This window comes from Ruegeria sp. YTSC199 (genome assembly GCF_059609725.1).
This window is the reverse complement of the sequence record NZ_JBXWMF010000008.1, coordinates 141,158-159,602: the sequence shown is the minus strand read 5'-3', so window position 1 is coordinate 159,602 and position 18,445 is coordinate 141,158. Positions and strand designations below refer to the sequence as shown.

Here is an 18,445-nt window from a genome sequence, read left to right as displayed (position 1 = left end):
TTATCGTGGTTGCGACAGGCTTGCCCACCTTGCGCGCAACCCATAGATACGGGGGGTGAAAGGCGGCCCTGTCCAAGGCTTCAAAGCGATGTAAGCGGCAGGTCCCAGAGTGTCAACGCCACGCCCTGTCGCGGCAAAGAAATAGGATGATTACATGCCCAAAGGCCTCACTTTTTTGCCATCGCTGGCGTTTGCCGCAACGATGGCCTTGCCACTGGCCGCCGAAACCAAACCCGACGCCAGCACTGTTATCGCGCGCGTGAACGGGGATGAGATCACATTGGGTCACGTCATCGCCACCGGGGCAGTTTTGCCCGAGCAATACCGACAGATCGAAGATGACGTCCTGTACGAGCTGATCGTCGACCAGTTGATCCAGCAATCACTGCTGGGTCAGCAACAGGACGCATTGACCAAGCTGAATACGCTGGCGCTGGACAACGAGACGCGCTCGTTGCTGGCGGTGCAGACGGTAAACGCGCTGATCGAGGAAGAGCTGACGGATGAGGCGATCCAGGCGGCCTATGACGCGCAATACGCGGATTTCCAAGGTGCGGATGAGTTCAACGCCAGCCACATCCTTGTGGAAACCGAAGAAGAAGCCAAAGAGATCAAAGCCCAGCTGGATGACGGCGCCGATTTTGCCGAGCTGGCCAAGGAAAAATCAACTGGCCCGTCCGGTCCGAATGGGGGTGAGCTGGGCTGGTTCGGCGCGGGCCAGATGGTGCCAGCCTTTGAGGCGGCGGTGATCAGCCTGGAAAAGGGTCAGGTGTCAGAGCCGGTGAATACCCAATTCGGCTGGCACGTGGTCACCCTGAATGACAAACGCAAATCTGAAGCACCCGAACTGGATCAGGTCCGTGCCGAGCTGGCCCAGACCTTGCAACAAGAGGTCATTCAGGCCCGGATCGACGAATTGACTCAACAAGCCGAGATTGAACGCCCGGCACTGGAAGGTGTTGGTCCCGAAGTTCTGCGTCAGACCGACCTGATTCAGGAGTAAACGCTCGTGGCCACGATCACCAAGGTCTCTCCGCTGGCTCCGGCGGCTTTTCCCGATTTGCCTGCAATTGACGGTGTGCGCTTCGCCACCGTCGAGGCAGGCGTGCGTTATCAGGGCCGCACCGACGTTATGCTCGCGGTATTGGATCCGGGCACTTCGGTGGCCGGAGTCTTTACCCGATCGGCCACCCGCGCGGCACCGGTGCTGGATTGTCAGGACAAGATCGGTGGGGCCAGTGACGGTCCAGCGGCGATCCTTGTGAACTCAGGCAATGCCAACGCTTTTACCGGGCACCATGGCCAAACCTCGGTGGCCGAGGTGACGCAGGCTGTGTCCAAAGCCACCGGCGTTCCGGTCGAGCGGGTTTTTACCTCGTCGACCGGCGTGATCGGCGAACCGCTGCCCCATAACCGCATCGTGACGCAGCTTGAGGCGTTGAAATCCGGCCTCAGCCGTCATGCCATCGAGGATGCCGCGCGCGCCATCATGACCACCGACACTTTCCCGAAAGGGGCGTCGGCACAGGTCGAAATCGACGGCAAGACAGTCTCTATTGCAGGGATTGCGAAGGGCTCGGGCATGATCGCGCCGGATATGGCGACGATGCTGGTTTACATCTTCACCGACGCGCTGGTCGAGCAATCGGCGCTGCAGGCGATGCTGGGCGCGCAGACAGATCGGACGTTCAACTGCATCACCGTGGACAGCGACACCTCGACCTCGGACAGCCTGCTTCTCTGCGCCACCGGAGCTTCGGGCGTCGATGCCACTGGCAACGCAGCCTTTGCAGACGCGTTGGAAACCGTGATGCTGGACCTTGCGCAGCAGGTGGTGCGCGACGGTGAAGGGGCCACGAAATTCGTCGAAATCCGTGTGACCGGAGCGGCCTCGGACGCAGATGCCAAGGTGCATGGTTTGGCCATCGCCAACTCTCCGCTGGTGAAAACCGCTATTGCGGGCGAAGACCCGAATTGGGGCCGCGTGGTCATGGCCATCGGCAAATCCGGCGCGGCGGCGGACCGTGACCTGCTGAGCATTTCCTTCGGCGACATTCTGGTGGCCGAAAAAGGCTGGGTCAGCCCGGATTACCGCGAGGAAGACGCCGCCGCCTACATGAAAGGTCAGGATCTGGTGATCGCCGTTGATCTGGGACTGGGCGCGGGAAAATCCACCGTTTGGACCTGCGACCTGACGCGTGGGTATATCGAGATCAACGCGGATTATCGCTCTTGAAGCCGGAGCAATTCCAGCAAAAAGTGGAGCCCGGATTTGCGTCCGGGATTGCAACCATGAAGACTGTCTTAGTGTCTGCTGTCGCCCTGATCGATATTGAGGGCCGGGTGTTGCTGGCACAGCGCCCCGAGGGCAAATCTATGGCCGGTCTCTGGGAATTCCCCGGCGGCAAGATCGAACCCGGCGAAACCCCCGAGGCCGCCCTGATCCGCGAGTTGCACGAGGAACTCGGCATCGACACCTGGGCCTCGTGTCTCGCCCCGTTGACCTTTGCCAGCCACAGCTATGAAGATTTCCACCTTCTGATGCCGTTATTTGCCTGCCGCAAATGGGAGGGTATCCCGCAATCTAAGGAAGATCAGGCGTTGAAATGGGTGCGTGCGAATGATTTGCGCAATTATCCTATGCCAGCGGCGGATGTACCGCTGATACCTATCCTGCGAGACTGGTTGTAGCCCAAAACGCCGGGGCTTTGAATTTGCTGGCTGTCTTTCGGTTCGGGCCAGCACGTTTGGCTGTTTACACTGACCTCGGTCAGCGGGCAAAGCCTGCGATCTTCTCCAGGTAGACAGCTGGTGCGTCTGCAAAGACCTCTTTGAGATCATCTTCGGCCGGGCCATAGACGGCTATGCTTTCGACAGTGAAGGTGGCAAAAAAATCGTCAGCGAAATTTGAGCCAAAGTTCCCCATATGGACCATTGCTGCCGCATTGTCGGCGTAACGTTCATAGATATGTACCGTGTCGCCGGACCGCATGTATTCATAGATCAATGCATCGGGTTCGTTGGTCATCGTTGCGTCCGACATCCGAGTCAACAGTGGCACAACGTTGTCCGCCATGCCTTCGTTGATGGACATAACAATGCTCCAGTGGACGTCGTCAGAACTCTGATCATCCGCCAATGCGCCGGTTGACGCAAAGGCCAGTATTATGACTGCTAAAATGTGTTTCATATCACTCTCCCAAAGAAAATAAGGTTCAGGATCGCATTCGAGTGTCCCTACGTCAACTTTCGGGCATCGTGAAGGGAGAGATGCGTTTTTTGCCACCTCACCCTTTCCCAATGAGACTACATTGGTTTGGCGCAGCACCTTCCCGGTCGCCTGTTACAATTCGTAATAATTGAGAAAACATCAGGCAAAACTTGACGCTGATCTTTCTCGCGTCCCTTATCGGGGCATTGGCGTTCGGGCACCATCCCGGACCCGCCATTTCCGACCCGGAGGAGGGGTCGGGTGGGGAGGAGAGAAAGATTGGCTCAGACGCAGTCGGGCGCGGACGGGATGGCCTCCCTTCCGGCGCTGCTACATCGGAATGCGACACAGTTCGGGGATGCCCCGGCCTATCGGGAAAAGGAATTCGGCATCTGGCAAGGCTGGAACTGGGCGGAAACTGCCGCCGAGGTCCGCGCGCTGGCGCTTGGATTTCTGGAGATTGGCGTTGAAAAGGGTGACCATATTGCCGTGATCGGTCGCAACCGTCCGGCGCATTACTGGTCGATGGTTGCCGCGCAGATGGTCGGTGCCGTTCCGGTGCCTCTGTATCAGGACTCGGTGGCCGAAGAGATGGCCTATGTGCTGGAGCATTGCGGCGCGAAATACGTGGTCTGCGGTGATCAGGAGCAGGTCGACAAGGTCATCGAGATTCAGGAAAACCTGCATCAGGTCAAACACATCCTCTATACCGACAAGCGCGGGATGCGGAAATATGACCATTCCCAAATGAATGCGCTGGAAGACATCATGGCCGAAGGTTATGCGGGCCATCAGCGGTTTGATGCGGAACTGGACAAGCGGACCGCCGCGATCACCTATGACGACACCTGCGTGATGCTCTATACCTCGGGCACCACAGGCAAGCCAAAGGGCGTGGTGCTGTCGAACCGCAACGTGATCGAGAGCGCCAAAAACTCGGCCAAGTTCGATCACCTGACCCGGAACGAGGATATCCTGTCCTATCTGCCGATGGCCTGGGTGGGGGATTTCATCTTTTCCATCGGCCAGGCTTACTGGTGCGGCTTCTGTGTGAACTGCCCCGAAAGCGCCGACACGATGATGACAGACCTGCGCGAGATCGGGCCTACTTACTTCTTTGCCCCGCCGCGCGTGTTTGAGACACAGCTGACCAACGTGATGATCCGGATGGAGGATGCGGGCAAGCTGAAGCAGCGCATGTTCCACCACTTCATGGCCCACGCCAAGAAGGTCGGCGGGCTGTTGTTGGACGGCAAGCCGGTGGGCTTTGGAGATCGCCTTAAATACGCGCTGGGCAACCTGCTGGTTTATGGGCCTCTCAAGGACACGCTGGGCTATGGCCGCTTCCGTGTTGGCTATACGGCGGGTGAGGCGATCGGGCCGGAGATTTTCGATTTCTATCGTTCGCTGGGCATCAATTTGAAACAGCTCTACGGCCAGACCGAGGCCACCGTTTTCATTACCGTTCAGCCGGACGGTGAGGTGCGTGCGGATACCGTTGGTGTACCTGCGCCGGCAGTCGAGTTGAAGATCGACGACAGTGGCGAGATCCACTATCGCTCGCCGGGTGTGTTCGTTGAGTATTACAACAACCCGGACTCGACAGCCTCGACCAAGGATGCCGAGGGTTGGGTAGCCACCGGAGATGCGGGGTTCATCGAGGAAAGCAGCGGCCATCTGCGGATCATCGACCGGGCCAAGGATGTGGGCAAGATGGCCGATGGTTCGATGTTCGCGCCGAAATATGTCGAGAACAAGCTGAAGTTCTTTCCCGATATTCTTGAGGTCGTGCTGTTCGGCAATGGCAGGGAATATTGCGTGGCGTTCATCAATATCGACCTGACGGCGGTCGGAAACTGGGCCGAGCGCAACAACGTGGCCTATGCGTCCTATCAGGAACTGGCAGGCCATCCGCGTGTGTTAGAGACTATCAAGTCCCACGTGGAAGAGGTGAACAAGTCCGTGGCGGCTGATGAGATGCTGTCTGGCTGCCAGGTGCATCGCTTTGTGGTGCTGCACAAGGAACTGGATGCGGATGACGGTGAAATGACCCGCACGCGAAAGGTGCGGCGTGGATTCGTCGAGGAGAAGTTCCAGGACATCATTGATGCGCTTTACGACGGGTCCAAGCGTGTCTCGACCACGACCGAGGTGACCTATGAAGACGGTCGTAAGGGTTCGATTTCAGCGACGCTGGAAATTGTCGATGCGCCTGTGGTTGCTACGGCTCAGCACAAGGTTGCAGCGGAATGAGGGCCGGTCATGCGCCGCTCGACCTGCGGTCGTCGCCCCGCCCGCCGTCCCGTATTTGCGTAAGTCAGGGAGTGACTGATGCTGGATAGTTCCGAAGGATATGTCACTGAAGACGGCCGCAAGATCGGCGCTGTGGTGATGGAGATGAAAAACATCACTCTGCGCTTTGGTGGTGTGGTGGCAATCAAAGACATCTCGTTTGACATCCGCGAAGGCGAGATTCGCGCCATCATCGGACCGAACGGGGCGGGCAAGTCCTCGATGCTTAACGTGATCTCGGGGTTCTATGTCCCGCAGGAGGGTGAGGTCTGGTTCCATGGCGCCAAGCGCCCGCCAATGCGGCCCTATGAGGTGGCACGGCAGGGCATAGCGCGCACGTTCCAAAATATTGCTCTGTTCGAAGGTATGAGCGTTTTGGACAACGTCATGACCGGGCGGCTGAACTACATGAAGACCAACCTGTTCCAGCAGGCCTGGTGGAAGGGCAAGGCCGAGGCGGAAGAGGTGGAAAACCGCGAGGCGGTTGAGAAAATCATCGATTTCCTTGAAATCCAGCACATCCGCAAGACACCCGTTTCCCGCCTGCCTTACGGTTTGAAAAAACGGGTCGAGTTGGCGCGCGCGCTGGCGGCCGAGCCCAAGCTGCTGCTGCTGGATGAGCCGATGGCCGGCATGAATGTCGAAGAGAAAGAGGACATGAGCCGCTTTATCCTCGACGTAAACGACGAGTTCGGCACCACCATCGCCCTGATAGAACACGACATGGGCGTGGTGATGGACCTGAGCGACCGGGTGGTCGTGATGGATTACGGCAAGAAGATCGGCGACGGCACACCGGACGAGGTGCGCAGCAATCAGGACGTCATCGACGCCTATCTGGGGGTCAGTCATGACTGAGCATCGGACAGACATGGGGAGAGGCGCAGATGCCTGAACAACTCGTATTCGCGATGGAGGTCATCCTCAATGGTCTGATGGCCGGGGTATTGTATGCGCTGGTCGCGCTGGGATTTGTGCTGATCTACAAGGCCTCGGGGATTTTCAATTATGCGCAAGGGGTTATGGCCCTGTTTGCGGCGATGACGCTGGTCGGGATCATGAACGGGCAGGTACCCTTTGCGCATGTGATCAACGCGACCTTCGGCACTCATGTGCACGATTTCGGCTGGAATGTACCAGCGTTGCTGGCGATCATCCTGACAATGGGCGTCATGGTGCTGCTGGCCTGGGCGGTGCAGCGGTTCGTCATGCGTCATCTGGTGGGGCAAGAACCGATTATTCTGTTCATGGCCACCATCGGCTTGGCCTATTTCCTTGAAGGCGTCGCCGACCTGATGTGGGGGTCCGAGATTAAGACATTGGACGTTGGCCTGCCGCAGGGCATCAACCTGTGGATCGATGAGAGCACCTTTAATATTTTCGGATACGGCTTTTTCATCGACAATCTCGACATCGTGGCGACCGTGATTGCAGCGCTGCTGGTGGCCGCACTGGTGGCGTTCAGCCAGTACACCAAGCAGGGACGGGCAATGCGCGCCGTGGCCGATGACCATCAGGCCGCGTTGTCGGTGGGCATCTCGCTGAACTTCATCTGGATCATGGTGTGGTCGGTTGCGGGTTTCGTGGCGCTGGTCGCAGGTATCATGTGGGGCACAAAGTCGGGCGTGCAGTTCTCATTGTCGCTGATCGCGCTCAAGGCGCTGCCGGTTCTGATGCTGGGCGGGTTCACCTCGATCCCTGGCGCCATCGTCGGCGGGTTGATCATCGGTGTGGGTGAGAAACTGTTCGAGTTCGCCATTGGCCCGATGGTCGGTGGTGCGACCGAGAACTGGTTCGCCTATGTGCTGGCGCTGATCTTCCTGGTGTTCCGACCGCAGGGCCTGTTCGGCGAGAAGATTATCGAGAGGGTGTAGGGCATGACAAAGCTGATTGCCATCATCAACATCATCTCGTGGGCTGGTTTCTGGGCCTTCGGCTATATCGCACTCACCTCGGACGATCTGACAGACGGTCAGCTGACCATCGCTGCGATCCTGGCCTTCGCCGGGCTGATCATGGGCGTGCTGGCCTATCTGAAACTGGTCCGCGCCTCCGAGGCGAGCGGATACGCCAAAGGCTCGAACCAACTTGACACTGAAGCCCGCAATCGGGCGCAGGAAGAATGGGAAAAGTAAGACATGTTCTATCGTGAGGCCGGGGACTTCAAAACCTCGTACATTGATGACAGCCAGACCTTTCCGATCAAGTTCGACCGGTATCGGTACTATGTCGTGCTGGCAGTGGCGTTTGGCATCATTCCCTTCCTGATCAACGACTATCTTGCCAACGCGCTGTTGCTGCCGTTCCTGATCTACGCGATTGCGGCGATCGGGTTAAATATTCTGGTGGGCTATTGCGGTCAGGTGTCGCTGGGCACCGGGGGGTTCATGGCCGTGGGCGCTTATGCCTGTTACAAGCTGATGACCGCTTTCCCGGATGTCAGCATGTTTATCCACGTGATCCTGGCCGGAGGGATCACGGCCTTTGTCGGCGTGCTGTTCGGTCTGCCATCACTACGGATCAAGGGCTTCTATCTGGCGGTGGCCACGCTGGCAGCGCAGTTTTTCCTGGTGTGGCTGTTCAACCGGGTGCCGTGGTTCTACAACTACTCGGCTTCGGGTCAGATCAACGCGCCGGAACGTGATGTGTTTGGCATTATCATCACCGGGCCGAACGCGCCCGCATGGGCGACCTATCTGTTCTGCCTGATCTTTCTGACCGTCTGTGCCCTGATCGCGCGGAACCTGACGCGCGGCACGACGGGGCGCAGCTGGATGGCGATCCGCGACATGGATATCGCGGCTGAGATAATCGGGGTGAACCCGCTGAAGGCGAAACTGACCGCATTTGCCGTCAGTTCGTTCTTTGTAGGTATCGCAGGTGCGCTTTTTTTCGCGGTCTATCTGGGCGCGGTCGAGGTTGGCGAGGCCTTCGGCATTCAGAAATCGTTTCTGGTGCTGTTCATGATTATTATCGGCGGGTTGGGCTCGATTTTCGGCTCGTTCGCGGGGGCGGCCTTTCTTGTGCTGCTGCCGGTGGTACTGAAAGTGGTGGGCGCCGACTGGCTAGGCTGGCCCACGGATATCGTGGCGCACCTGCAACTGGTGATTGTCGGCGGACTGATCATCCTGTTCCTGATCCTGGAGCCGCATGGTCTGGCGCAGCTGTGGCGCGTGGCGAAAGAGAAACTCAGACTCTGGCCGTTCCCGCACTAGGGCCGGCCCAATCAGATAACGGGTGCAAAGCCCGATCCCACATCGGATAAACCAAGGGAGGAGACACCCGATGAAATTGAAACTGGCAACCGCGGCGCTTGGCGCCCTGATGGCCGCAGGGCCGGCTCTGGCGGATCTTGTGATCCCCGATCTGAGCTATCGCACCGGACCTTATGCAGCTGGCGGCATTCCGTTCTCGGACGGGTATAACGACTATTTCACCCTTTTGAACGAACGCGATGGTGGCATCGGTGGCGTTCCGATCCGCGTGGTCGAATGCGAAACCGGCTACAATACCGAAAAAGGGGTGGAGTGCTACGAATCTACCAAGGGCGAAGGCGCGCTGGTGTATCAGCCGCTGTCCACCGGCATCACCTATCAGCTGATCCCGAAAGTGACCGCAGACAACATTCCGCTGCACACGATGGGCTATGGCCGGACTTCGGCCAAGAACGGCACCGTGTTCAGCCACGTGTTCAACTACCCGGCCAACTATTGGGACGGGGCCTCGGGTGCGATCAACTATCTGCTTGAGGAAAACGGTGGCGACCTGAGCGGCAAGAAAGTCGCGCTGATCTATCACAACTCGGCCTATGGCAAGGAACCGATCCGCACGCTGGAGGAGCTGTCCAAGAAGCACGGCTTTGAGCTGGTCGCCCTGCCGGTTGATCACCCGGGTCAGGAGCAGAAGTCACAGTGGCTGCAAATCCGCCGTGATCGTCCCGACTATGTCCTGATGTGGGGCTGGGGCGTGATGAACCAGGTGGCCGTGCAAGAGGCTGCAAATATCCGCTTCCCGATGGAAAACTTCATCGGCATCTGGTGGTCCGGTTCGGAGAACGACGTTGTGCCCGCCGGTGAGGCCGCGAATGGCTATAAGGCGCTGACCTTCCATAATGTGGGCACCGACTTCCCGGTTTTCGACGATCTGAAGACACACGTAGTTGATGCGGGCAGAGCCGCAGGCGCGGGCGATCAGGTCGGTACGGTTCTGTATAACCGTGGCCTCTACGCGGCCGTGCTTGCCGCCGAAGCGATCAAGAAGGCGCAAGAGCTTTCGGGCAATGCCGATATCACCGCCGCCGAAATGCGCGAAGGCATGGAAGCGCTTGAGATGACAGAGGCGAAAATGGTCGAGCTGGGCCTGCCGAACTTCGGTCCGACCTTCTCGGTATCCTGCGACAACCACGGCGGTGATGCGCTTGTGGGTGTGACTCAGTGGGATGCGGCGAACAAGACCTGGTCGCTGATCTCGGAGTTCAAACCGACTGATGGCGAAGTGATCGGCGCGCTGATCGACGAAGATTCAGCGGCTTACGCAGCAGAAAACAACATCGAATCGCGCTGCAACTAAGGCGCTTTTGAACACCGGGGCGGCGGTGATCTGCCGCCCCGAACCCCACACTCGCACAAGGACACGCGCAGATGCTGGATGCGGCTCAAAACACCGAAGTTCAGGCAGAAACCCTGCTTGAGGTGAACAACATCGAGGTGATCTACAACCACGTCATCCTGGTTCTGAAGGGTGTCAGCCTGACCGTACCCAAAGGGGGCATTACAGCTCTGCTCGGTGGTAACGGGGCGGGTAAGACCACGACGCTTAAGGCGGTGTCGAACCTGCTGCAATCAGAACGCGGCGAGGTCACCAAGGGCTCGATCAAATATCGCGGAACCAGCGTGCATGAAAGTGACCCGGCCGATCTGGTCGAAAAGGGCGTCATCCAGGTAATGGAAGGCCGCCATTGTTTCGAGCATCTGACGGTCGAAGAAAATCTGCTAACCGGCGCCTACACCCGTAAGGACGGGAAAGCGGCGATCCAGCAGGACCTTGATCTGGTTTACACCTATTTCCCCCGCCTCAAGGAACGCCGCCGAAGCCAGGCGGGTTACACCTCGGGCGGTGAACAGCAGATGGTGGCGATGGGCCGGGCCCTGATGTCGCGCCCCGAAACGATTCTGCTGGACGAACCCTCAATGGGTCTGGCGCCGCAGCTGGTCGAAGAGATTTTCAGTATCGTGAAGGACCTGAACGAGAAAGAAGGCGTGTCCTTCCTGCTGGCCGAACAGAACACAAACGTCGCGCTGCGGTTTGCCCATTACGGATACATTCTGGAATCAGGCCGCGTGGTGATGGATGGCCCGGCCGCCGATCTGCGTGAAAACCCGGACGTAAAGGAATTCTATCTGGGCATGTCGGATGAGGGGCGCAAAAGCTTCCGCGACGTACGCTCATATCGCCGCCGCAAGAGGTGGTTGTAAGCGGATGGAGGATATGGTCATGACGAATTATTACGACGCGCTCGAAACCCGCTCAGCCGACCAGCGTGCCTCCGATCATGCACAGGCATTGCGTGTTCAGCTTCAGCGGGCCTTGTCCGCGCCGGGGTTCGAGGCGCATCTGGCCGGTGCGAACACTGATGCTGTCGCCTCGGTCGATGATCTGGTGAAACTGCCGGTTCTGCGCAAATCCGATCTGGCACAGGCACAGGCATCGCGGCCTCCGTTTGGCGGGTTTACCGTCAAACCGGCGCGGCATTTCCACCATGTGTTTCAATCCCCTGGCCCGATTTACGAGCCCGGCAGCACCGATCCCGATTGGTGGCGCATGGGGCGGTTCCTGCATGCGGCGGGCGTTGGTCCGGGCGATATCTTGCAGAACTGCTTTGGTTACCACCTGACCCCTGCGGGCATGATCTTTGAAAGCGGCGCGCGGGCTGTGGGGGCAGCAGTGCTGCCCGCCGGCACCGGTCAGACCGAGTTGCAGGTGACTGCCGCGCGGGATGTGGGCTGCACGGCCTATGCCGGAACCCCGGATTATCTGAAGGTCATTCTGGACAAGGCGGATGAGATGGGCGTGGCGTTGGGTTTCAACGCCGCGGTAGTTGGCGGCGGTGCTCTGTTCCCGTCCTTGCGTCAGGAATATGCCGACCGGGGTATATCCTGCCTGCAATGCTATGCCACCGCTGATCTGGGCAATATCGCCTATGAGAGCGCCGCGATGGAGGGGATGATCATCGACGAGCATGTCATCGTCGAGATTGTCACCCCGGGCACCGGCAACCCAGTCGCTGCGGGCGATGTGGGTGAGGTCGTGGTGACCTCGCTGAACCCCGACTATCCGCTGATCCGGTTTGCGACCGGTGATCTGTCGGCGATTATGCCGGGGGAGTCCCCCTGTGGCCGCACCAATCTGCGGATCAAGGGCTGGATGGGCCGGGCCGATCAGACCACCAAGATCAAAGGCATGTTCGTGCGCCCCGAGCAGGTGGCCGCGCTGGTCGACAAGCATGAAGAGATCGTCAAGGCTCGCGTCATCGCCGCCCGTCAGGGCGAGATGGATACCATGACCGTTCAAATCGAAAGCCCCCGTGGCGATGACGCGGCCTATGCCAAATCAGTGGTCGAAGTGTTGAAGCTGAAAGGCGCGATCGAGGTTGTGGCCCCCGGATCGCTGCCCAAGGACGGGTTGGTGATTGAGGATCAGCGGGTTTACGAGTGACCCAGAAAAACGGCTCTGCGGCAGTATGTGCCGCAGATTTGTTTCGCAGCCCACTGGTGTTTCTTAGCGTTTTGGTCAATTAAAGGCGGAACCTGCGCCTTTGCCTGTCACAACCGGAAACATGGCCGAAATCGAATTTTCAGAACACGGAACGCGCCATAGGGGCGTGTTTGGCACCCGGCTGGTTGGCTCGGTGGCCTGTCTGGTGGCGGCCGCGTGTCTGTTGCCAATGGTGGCGGTTGTTCTGGCGGCGGTGACGGGTGGGACGGAAACGATCTCGCATCTGGTGGAAACGGTTCTGCCACGGTATGCGCTGACGACGGTGATACTGGTGGTTCTGGTGGCGATTGGCACCTTTTCCATCGGGGTGGGCGCGGCGTGGCTGGTGACGATGACCCGGTTTCCCGGTGTGCGTTTTCTGGAAATCGCCTTGGTTCTGCCGCTGGCCTTTCCGGCCTATGTGCTGGCCTATGCCTATACGTTCATTCTGGACCATCCCGGCATTGTCCAGACCACCCTGCGCGACCTGACCGGCTGGGGCCCGCGCGACTATTGGTTCCCCGAGATCCGCTCGACCGAGGGCGCGGCGGTGATGCTGATCCTCGTCCTTTACCCCTATGTCTATCTGCTGGCCCGTGCCGCGTTTCTGCAGCAAAGCGCCACCGCCTTTCTGGCGGCCCGCGCACTGGGCAAAAGCCCGTGGCTGGCTTTCTGGCATGTCTCACTGCCGATGGCGCGTCCGGCGATAGCTGGGGGTGTTCTGCTGGCCATCATGGAGACCATCGCCGATTTTGGCACGGTGGCCTATTTCGGCGTCCAGACCTTTGCCACCGGCATTTACACCAGCTGGTTCTCGATCGGAGACCGCGCCGCCGCCGCGCAGCTTGCCCTATGCCTGCTGGGGTTCGCGCTGGTCATGGCGATGGCCGAGCGGATACAGCGCGGCAGGGCGAAATACTATCAGGCGGGCAAAAGCCATGCGTCGCTGCCTTCGGCGCAACTGAAAGGCTGGCAATCTTTGGCAGCCTTCACGCTCTGCGCTGTTCCGGTTTTTCTGGGCTTTTTGCTACCGGTGTTCATCCTGATCCAGATGGGTCTTCAGTCGGAACAGAACCTGCTGTCGCGGCGTTATATCGGGTTCATCCAGAATTCACTGACGCTGGCAGGCACCGCGGCGGTGGTTACCGTGTTTGCCGCGATCTGCGTGGGGTTCTTTCAGCGCCTGCGCCCGGGGCGGGGATCGGCCACTACAGGCTATCTGGCGCGGCTGGGTTATGCGGTGCCGGGTGGGGTAATCGCAGTGGGCCTGATGGTGCCGTTCGCCAGCTTTGACAACGCGCTGGATGCGTGGATGCGACAAGCTTTCAATATCTCGACCGGGTTGCTGGTGACCGGCTCGATCTGGTTGCTGGTTGCGGCCTACATGGTGCGCTTTCTGGCCGCCGCACTCAGCGCCTATGAAGGCGGGCAGAGCACAGTTCACGCCAATATGGATGCCGCCGCGCGATCTCTGGGCCAGACACCGCTGGGCACGCTGCGCCGGGTGCATCTGCCGATCCTGACGCCATCGTTGCTGACGGCGTTGCTGATTGTCTTTGTCGACGTGATGAAAGAGCTTCCCGCGACCCTGATCATGCGCCCATTCAACTTTGACACACTGGCGGTGCAGGCCTATCGGTTGGCCTCGGATGAACGACTCGAGGGGGCAGCCGTGCCCTCTCTGGTCATCCTTGCAGTGGGCTTGTTGCCGGTGATTCTGATCTGTCGTCAGGTCGGGCGGCGCTAGGTCACGATTGACCAAAAAACCACACCTTGTTGTGCTCGGGCTTGATTCAAACGCATTTTCCGGCAAGGCTGAGGGTATGAACATGCAGCCTCCCAGCCGGTTTTCTGCAAACTCGGCCCATATGCCCGTCGCGTTTAACCGGCACGAGATGTCCCATATCCTATCCGTCTATGGCCGGATGGTCGCCACCGGAGAAATGCGCGACTACGGAATTTCGAATCTGCGAGACATGGCGGTGTTCTCCATCTTTCGACGCACGGCCGAGCATCCAATCTACCGGGTCGAGAAACACCCGCGCCTGCGGCAAAGGCAGGGGATGTATTCGGTGATCGGCATGGATGGCCGCATCCTGAAACGCGGCCATGACCTGCGCACTGTGCTGCGCGTGCTGGAGCGCAAGCTGATCCGCTCTGTCGACCTTGATTAGAGCCTTTTGTGGGCTGTAACGGGTCCGTCGCCCTGGTCCAGAATGCGGGTGATAGCCTGATCCATCGGCTCGAAGGTCACGTCCATGTGGTAGGCATTGGCGTGCAGCAGCATGTTTTCGTCATAGACCCAGGCGACATGACCCTTCCAGAACAGCAGATCGCCGTGTTTCGGTTCTGTCCCAGCGGGCAGGGCCTCGCCCAGTTCCCGTTCCTGATCGCCGCTGTCGCCGGGGCAGGGGATGCCGCAAGCCAGTAGGCCGGCCTGTACCAGACCCGAGCAATCCAGCCCGAACCGGCTGTTGCCACCCCACAGATAGGGCGTACCCAGAAACAGCTCGGCCACGGCGACCGGATCGGTCAGGTGAGTGGCATTGAACTTGGCGTGCACGGCAGGGATGAAGCCCAGTTCGGTTTCCAGAAACCGGTTCTGTTCCGACAGGACCTGAACCCTGCTACCGAAACTCAGCGAGACCCGGTCAGGGCTTTTCATATCCGGTTCCGCGTAGACATGGGTTGCGGGTGCGGTGATCCAGTGTGTGTCAGGAACCGGTGCCCCCAGCTGTTCCGAGGCCACCCAACCGGTGTAACTGTCCTTGTCTGCGATAACCCGGCTCCAGCCGCCTTGGGTTTCGGTCACGGTGACGGTGTCGCCAAACAACAGCTGCCGTTCCCGCGGGCCATCGGGGTGGCGCAGCAGGTTCACCACGGGGTTTATGATGCGCTGCTTGGTCATAGGTCCAGAATCTCGGGCAGGGCGGCCATCAGCGCACGTGGGCCTTGACCAAGGCCGCCCTTGCTGCGGCCCGGCGCTTTGCTGGATTGCCAGGAATAGATGTCGAAATGCATGTAGCGGCAGTCGCCGACAAACCGCCGCAGGAACAGCGCGGCGGTGATTGATCCTGCAAACCCGCCCGAGGGCGCATTGTCCAGATCGGCGATACCCGGTTCGATCATCGCCTCATAGGGTTCGTGGAAGGGCATCCGCCAGACCGGATCGGCGGCCTGTTGCCCGGCCCGCACCAGTGTTTCGGCGGCGCTGTCGTCATCGGTATAAAACGGCGCCAGATCGCCGCCGACAGCCACCCGCGCCGCACCGGTCAGCGTGGCCATCGAGATCACCAGATCGGGCGTACCCTCATTCGCAAGCGCCAGTGCATCGGCCAGCACCAGCCGCCCCTCGGCATCGGTGTTGTTAATCTCGACAGTCAGACCCTTGCGCGAGGTCAGGATGTCGCCAGGACGAAACGCGTTTCCGGCCACCGAGTTCTCAACCGCCGGGATCAGCACGCGCAGCTGGACCGGCAGTTTCAGAGACATGATCATTCGCGCCAAACCCAGAACATTTGCCGACCCGCCCATGTCTTTCTTCATCAGCGCCATCGAGTTGCCGGGCTTAAGGTTCAGCCCCCCGGTGTCAAAGCACACGCCTTTGCCGACCAGCGTCAGTTTGGGGCCGGAACTGCCCCAGTTCATTTCGATCAGGCGGGGCTCTTGCGCGGCGGCGCGACCAACGGCGTGGATCATCGGAAAGTTCTGGTCCAGCAGGGCCTGCCCCTTGATCACCTCGCAGGAGGCACCGAACTCCTGCGCCAGGGCCTCGGCAGCGGCTTGCAACTGGTCCGGTCCCATATCTGCGGTGGGCGTGTTGACCAGATCGCGGGTCAGGGCCTCGGACTGCGCCAAAACCTCGACCCGCGCTGCATCAATTCCTTCGGGGGCAATCAGACGGGCCTTGGCCTGAGACTGCGCGGCGTAGCGATCAAACGCATAGCCGGTCAGCAGCCAGCCCAGGCATTCGGTGTCCAACGCACCCACGGGCATGCCCGAGGCGATGTGATAGGTGCCTTTGGGCAAGGATTCGGCTGCGGCGGCCAGGGGAAACCGTTTGCGCGCGCGGCCTGCGGCTTTGCCATAACCCGCCAGAGCGAATTCCGGTGTGCCGTCCGAACCGGGGATCAATGCGGCCTGTCCCAGTGCGCCGGTAAAGCCGCTTGACTGAATCCAGTTCGACACGTGATCTGGCTGGCCGGCCAGCCAATCGTCCAGATCGGGTTGCGCGATGACATGCAGCGGTAGCGAAGGGTCAGAGGGCGAAGCAAAGGACAAGGTCATGTTTATCTCGGCTGGTTCGGTTTGCGCCCAGCCTATCCACCCACGGCCCGCCCGCAAGCCCCGTCAGACGGAAAGATCCTGCTGATCCCAAATCATGGTCAGCGATTTTTCACCGACTCGGATCAAACGCGACAGGGTGGCTCCGGTAGCCACCGCATCGCCCGTGTCCACGGTCTGCGCCACATCCCCGGCGACGCGGGCCAGTGCGACCATGCCGATCTGGTCCGCAATTGCCACCAGCGACCGCGCGCATTTGCGCAACCCCGCCCAGTCGCGCTGCCGCCAGAATCGTTCGCAGTTCGACAGACGTACGGCCAGTTCCTCGACCGTGCGGCACAGCACATCCAGCGCGTTCTTGTCGCCCAATTGTCTGTACAGTCCGCTCAGTTGGTCCAGATCCAGCCGGACGGTTTCCTTGTGTTCAAGCGTGAGTATCTTATCCACCACATTCACCCCAATTCTTTACGCCCCCACGGCATAGGCCGACTTTGAAGGTGAATTCCTTTGCAAAACCTTGCATCCGCGCAGGATAATTGCTCGAATTTTCCGCGAATTCCGGGTAGAGCAGCCTTCAGGAACTCGAAAATGGACAGAAGAATGGATTTAGCGAAACCCCTGCCGGGCTATTTGGTCAAACGCTATCACGGCTGGAAAGCCACCACCTATTCCGAAAACCAGGTCTGGTACCGCCGCCTGGCGACCGAAGGGCAGCGTCCGCGTGCAATGGTGATTTCCTGCTGCGACAGCCGTGTTCACGTGACGTCGATGTTCGGGGCAGATCAGGGCGATTTCTTCATCCACCGCAATATCGCCAATCTGGTGCCTCCTTTCGCGCCGGATGGTGATCACCACGGTACCAGTGCCGCGATTGAATACGCCGTCACTGCGCTGAAGGTGGCACATCTGATCGTGTTGGGCCATTCGCAGTGCGGTGGGGTTCAGGGTTGCATCGACATGTGCAAGGGCCAGGCCCCACAACTGGAAGCCAAAGGCAGCTTTGTGGGCCGCTGGATGGATATCCTGAAGCCAAAATACGAGCTGGTCGCCGATATCGAAGACAGTATCGATCAGGCTCGGCAGTTCGAACGGCAGGCGGTTGTTGCCTCGCTCGAGAACCTGATGACCTTCCCGTTTGTGTCCACGGCTGTGCAGGACGGCTCGCTCAGCTTGCATGGGCTGTGGACCGATATCGGTGAGGGCGGGCTGCAATGTTATGACCCGAAGGACAAGAAATTCGTGGTCGTCTGACCCACCGGAACAATCCGCAGTTTGACAGGCGTGGGATCAGGTCTCTGATTCCGCGCTATTTTTTGTTATAGTCGCTTGGTCCGGGTTTGGTTCGGGGACGTATCATGCGATTCATCAAACGCATTCTTCTGGCTCTGCTTGTGCTTGTTTTGCTGCTGATCGGGGTTTCCTACCTGTTGCCCGGAAAAGCCGAAGTATCGCGCAGTATCACCATCGACGCCCCACCTGGAGCCATCTTTCCTTACGTGAATTCGATGCAGGAGACCGAGAAATGGTCGCCCTGGCTGGGGCGCGATCCTGAAACGCAACTGACGTACAGCGGTCCCGAGGCCGGGGTGGGCAATACCCTGAACTGGAGTTCGGAGCATCCGCAGGTCGGGACCGGATCGCAGGAGATCATCGAAAGCGTCCCCGACCAAACGGTCAGAACGGCGCTGGATTTCGGGTCGATGGGCACCGCTTCGGCGACGTTCGCTTTGGTGCCCGAGGGCGATCAGACGCAGGTTACCTGGGGATTTGCCACCGATCTGGGCCTGAATCCGATGGCGCGGTGGATGGGTCTGATGATGGATGAATGGGTGGGCGGTGACTACGAACGGGGCCTGTCCAATCTGAAAATGTTGGTCGAAACGCAGAGTTAATGAACACGGCCCC

The 18,445-nt window shown here is 59.5% G+C and carries 19 protein-coding genes; 15 read left to right on the top strand and 4 right to left on the bottom strand.

Annotation, left to right across the window (positions count from 1 at the left end; genetic code table 11):
* The first annotated feature begins 154 nt into the window (after window positions 1–154).
* The 3 genes from AC2FEE_RS10230 to AC2FEE_RS10220 are packed head-to-tail and all read left to right on the top strand — an operon-like array spanning window position 155 to window position 2,691.
* Window positions 155–1,003, top strand: coding sequence for a peptidylprolyl isomerase (locus tag AC2FEE_RS10230; protein WP_496864883.1), 849 nt, complete (start codon window positions 155–157; stop codon window positions 1,001–1,003).
* A 6-nt stretch (window positions 1,004–1,009) separates the two neighbouring features.
* The gene (argJ, locus tag AC2FEE_RS10225) at window positions 1,010–2,236 is read left to right on the top strand and encodes a bifunctional glutamate N-acetyltransferase/amino-acid acetyltransferase ArgJ (RefSeq protein WP_496864881.1); all 1,227 of its coding nucleotides are present in this window, start codon (window positions 1,010–1,012) and stop codon (window positions 2,234–2,236) included.
* A 56-nt stretch (window positions 2,237–2,292) separates the two neighbouring features.
* Window positions 2,293–2,691 carry a (deoxy)nucleoside triphosphate pyrophosphohydrolase gene (locus AC2FEE_RS10220; protein WP_496864880.1) on the top strand — a complete coding sequence of 133 codons (399 nt, stop codon included), beginning with the start codon at window positions 2,293–2,295 and terminating at the stop codon, window positions 2,689–2,691.
* 79 nt (window positions 2,692–2,770) lie between these two features.
* On the opposite strand, the gene AC2FEE_RS10215 is transcribed toward AC2FEE_RS10220, so the two are convergent.
* On the bottom strand, window positions 2,771–3,190 hold the full coding sequence (locus AC2FEE_RS10215) for a putative quinol monooxygenase (protein ID WP_496864879.1): 420 nt from the start codon (window positions 3,188–3,190) through the stop codon (window positions 2,771–2,773).
* 330 nt (window positions 3,191–3,520) lie between these two features.
* On the opposite strand from AC2FEE_RS10215, the gene AC2FEE_RS10210 reads away from it, so the two are divergent.
* The 10 genes from AC2FEE_RS10210 to AC2FEE_RS10165 all read left to right on the top strand — a co-directional run bounded on the left by AC2FEE_RS10210 (window position 3,521) and on the right by AC2FEE_RS10165 (window position 14,430).
* Window positions 3,521–5,464, top strand: coding sequence for an AMP-binding protein (locus AC2FEE_RS10210; protein WP_496864958.1), 1,944 nt, complete (start codon window positions 3,521–3,523; stop codon window positions 5,462–5,464).
* Between the two features lie 78 nt (window positions 5,465–5,542).
* Complete coding sequence (locus tag AC2FEE_RS10205; RefSeq protein ID WP_496864878.1) at window positions 5,543–6,361, top strand: ABC transporter ATP-binding protein; 819 nt, start codon at window positions 5,543–5,545, stop codon at window positions 6,359–6,361.
* Between the two features lie 29 nt (window positions 6,362–6,390).
* Window positions 6,391–7,377: a branched-chain amino acid ABC transporter permease gene (locus AC2FEE_RS10200; protein WP_496864876.1), complete on the top strand. Its 987-nt coding sequence runs from the start codon at window positions 6,391–6,393 to the stop codon at window positions 7,375–7,377.
* Between the two features lie 3 nt (window positions 7,378–7,380).
* Window positions 7,381–7,638 (top strand): hypothetical protein, encoded by a 258-nt coding sequence (locus AC2FEE_RS10195; protein ID WP_496864874.1) that lies wholly within the window; start codon window positions 7,381–7,383, stop codon window positions 7,636–7,638.
* Between the two features lie 3 nt (window positions 7,639–7,641).
* Window positions 7,642–8,718, top strand: coding sequence for a branched-chain amino acid ABC transporter permease (locus tag AC2FEE_RS10190; RefSeq protein WP_480591815.1), 1,077 nt, complete (start codon window positions 7,642–7,644; stop codon window positions 8,716–8,718).
* Window positions 8,719–8,788: 70 nt separating this feature from the next.
* Window positions 8,789–10,072 (top strand): ABC transporter substrate-binding protein, encoded by a 1,284-nt coding sequence (locus AC2FEE_RS10185; protein ID WP_496864872.1) that lies wholly within the window; start codon window positions 8,789–8,791, stop codon window positions 10,070–10,072.
* Window positions 10,073–10,143: 71 nt separating this feature from the next.
* A complete protein-coding gene (locus tag AC2FEE_RS10180; protein ID WP_496864870.1) occupies window positions 10,144–10,977 on the top strand; it encodes an ABC transporter ATP-binding protein in 834 nt (277 codons plus the stop codon).
* Between the two features lie 19 nt (window positions 10,978–10,996).
* Complete coding sequence (locus AC2FEE_RS10175) at window positions 10,997–12,217, top strand: phenylacetate--CoA ligase family protein (RefSeq protein ID WP_496864868.1); 1,221 nt, start codon at window positions 10,997–10,999, stop codon at window positions 12,215–12,217.
* Window positions 12,218–12,446: 229 nt separating this feature from the next.
* Window positions 12,447–14,003 carry an ABC transporter permease gene (locus AC2FEE_RS10170; protein WP_496864956.1) on the top strand — a complete coding sequence of 519 codons (1,557 nt, stop codon included), beginning with the start codon at window positions 12,447–12,449 and terminating at the stop codon, window positions 14,001–14,003.
* A 76-nt stretch (window positions 14,004–14,079) separates the two neighbouring features.
* Window positions 14,080–14,430 carry a DUF2794 domain-containing protein gene (locus AC2FEE_RS10165; protein WP_496864867.1) on the top strand — a complete coding sequence of 117 codons (351 nt, stop codon included), beginning with the start codon at window positions 14,080–14,082 and terminating at the stop codon, window positions 14,428–14,430.
* Here AC2FEE_RS10165 and AC2FEE_RS10160 read toward each other — a convergent pair.
* From AC2FEE_RS10160 to AC2FEE_RS10150, 3 genes are all read right to left on the bottom strand, one after another.
* Window positions 14,427–15,164: a C40 family peptidase gene (locus tag AC2FEE_RS10160; RefSeq protein WP_496864866.1), complete on the bottom strand. Its 738-nt coding sequence runs from the start codon at window positions 15,162–15,164 to the stop codon at window positions 14,427–14,429. The genes AC2FEE_RS10165 and AC2FEE_RS10160 overlap by 4 nt on opposite strands.
* Window positions 15,161–16,543, bottom strand: a complete 1,383-nt coding sequence (locus AC2FEE_RS10155; protein ID WP_496864864.1) for a leucyl aminopeptidase family protein — start codon at window positions 16,541–16,543, stop codon at window positions 15,161–15,163. The genes AC2FEE_RS10160 and AC2FEE_RS10155 overlap by 4 nt, the downstream gene beginning before the upstream one ends.
* A gap of 63 nt (window positions 16,544–16,606) precedes the next feature.
* Window positions 16,607–16,996 carry a hypothetical protein gene (locus tag AC2FEE_RS10150; RefSeq protein WP_496864863.1) on the bottom strand — a complete coding sequence of 130 codons (390 nt, stop codon included), beginning with the start codon at window positions 16,994–16,996 and terminating at the stop codon, window positions 16,607–16,609.
* 144 nt (window positions 16,997–17,140) lie between these two features.
* Between AC2FEE_RS10150 and AC2FEE_RS10145 the strand changes: the two genes are divergently transcribed.
* Window positions 17,141–17,791, top strand: a complete 651-nt coding sequence (locus AC2FEE_RS10145; RefSeq protein ID WP_496864862.1) for a carbonic anhydrase — start codon at window positions 17,141–17,143, stop codon at window positions 17,789–17,791.
* Window positions 17,792–17,895: 104 nt separating this feature from the next.
* Window positions 17,896–18,432, top strand: a complete 537-nt coding sequence (locus AC2FEE_RS10140) for an SRPBCC family protein (protein WP_496864861.1) — start codon at window positions 17,896–17,898, stop codon at window positions 18,430–18,432.
* Window positions 18,433–18,445 lie beyond the last annotated feature (13 nt).

Excerpts from the sequence above, each read along its gene's own strand:
- AC2FEE_RS10230 (WP_496864883.1), top strand. The coding sequence starts at position 155 with ATGCCCAAAGGCCTCACTTTTTTGCCATCGCTGGCGTTTGCCGCAACG.
- AC2FEE_RS10220 (WP_496864880.1), top strand. The coding sequence starts at position 2,293 with ATGAAGACTGTCTTAGTGTCTGCTGTCGCCCTGATCGATATTGAGGGC.
- AC2FEE_RS10215 (WP_496864879.1), bottom strand. The coding sequence starts at position 3,190 with ATGAAACACATTTTAGCAGTCATAATACTGGCCTTTGCGTCAACCGGC.
- AC2FEE_RS10210 (WP_496864958.1), top strand. The coding sequence starts at position 3,521 with ATGGCCTCCCTTCCGGCGCTGCTACATCGGAATGCGACACAGTTCGGG.
- AC2FEE_RS10205 (WP_496864878.1), top strand. The coding sequence starts at position 5,543 with ATGCTGGATAGTTCCGAAGGATATGTCACTGAAGACGGCCGCAAGATC.
- AC2FEE_RS10200 (WP_496864876.1), top strand. The coding sequence starts at position 6,391 with ATGCCTGAACAACTCGTATTCGCGATGGAGGTCATCCTCAATGGTCTG.
- AC2FEE_RS10195 (WP_496864874.1), top strand. The coding sequence starts at position 7,381 with ATGACAAAGCTGATTGCCATCATCAACATCATCTCGTGGGCTGGTTTC.
- AC2FEE_RS10190 (WP_480591815.1), top strand. The coding sequence starts at position 7,642 with ATGTTCTATCGTGAGGCCGGGGACTTCAAAACCTCGTACATTGATGAC.
- AC2FEE_RS10185 (WP_496864872.1), top strand. The coding sequence starts at position 8,789 with ATGAAATTGAAACTGGCAACCGCGGCGCTTGGCGCCCTGATGGCCGCA.
- AC2FEE_RS10180 (WP_496864870.1), top strand. The coding sequence starts at position 10,144 with ATGCTGGATGCGGCTCAAAACACCGAAGTTCAGGCAGAAACCCTGCTT.
- AC2FEE_RS10175 (WP_496864868.1), top strand. The coding sequence starts at position 10,997 with ATGACGAATTATTACGACGCGCTCGAAACCCGCTCAGCCGACCAGCGT.
- AC2FEE_RS10170 (WP_496864956.1), top strand. The coding sequence starts at position 12,447 with ATGGTGGCGGTTGTTCTGGCGGCGGTGACGGGTGGGACGGAAACGATC.
- AC2FEE_RS10165 (WP_496864867.1), top strand. The coding sequence starts at position 14,080 with ATGAACATGCAGCCTCCCAGCCGGTTTTCTGCAAACTCGGCCCATATG.
- AC2FEE_RS10160 (WP_496864866.1), bottom strand. The coding sequence starts at position 15,164 with ATGACCAAGCAGCGCATCATAAACCCCGTGGTGAACCTGCTGCGCCAC.
- AC2FEE_RS10155 (WP_496864864.1), bottom strand. The coding sequence starts at position 16,543 with ATGACCTTGTCCTTTGCTTCGCCCTCTGACCCTTCGCTACCGCTGCAT.
- AC2FEE_RS10145 (WP_496864862.1), top strand. The coding sequence starts at position 17,141 with ATGGATTTAGCGAAACCCCTGCCGGGCTATTTGGTCAAACGCTATCAC.
- AC2FEE_RS10140 (WP_496864861.1), top strand. The coding sequence starts at position 17,896 with ATGCGATTCATCAAACGCATTCTTCTGGCTCTGCTTGTGCTTGTTTTG.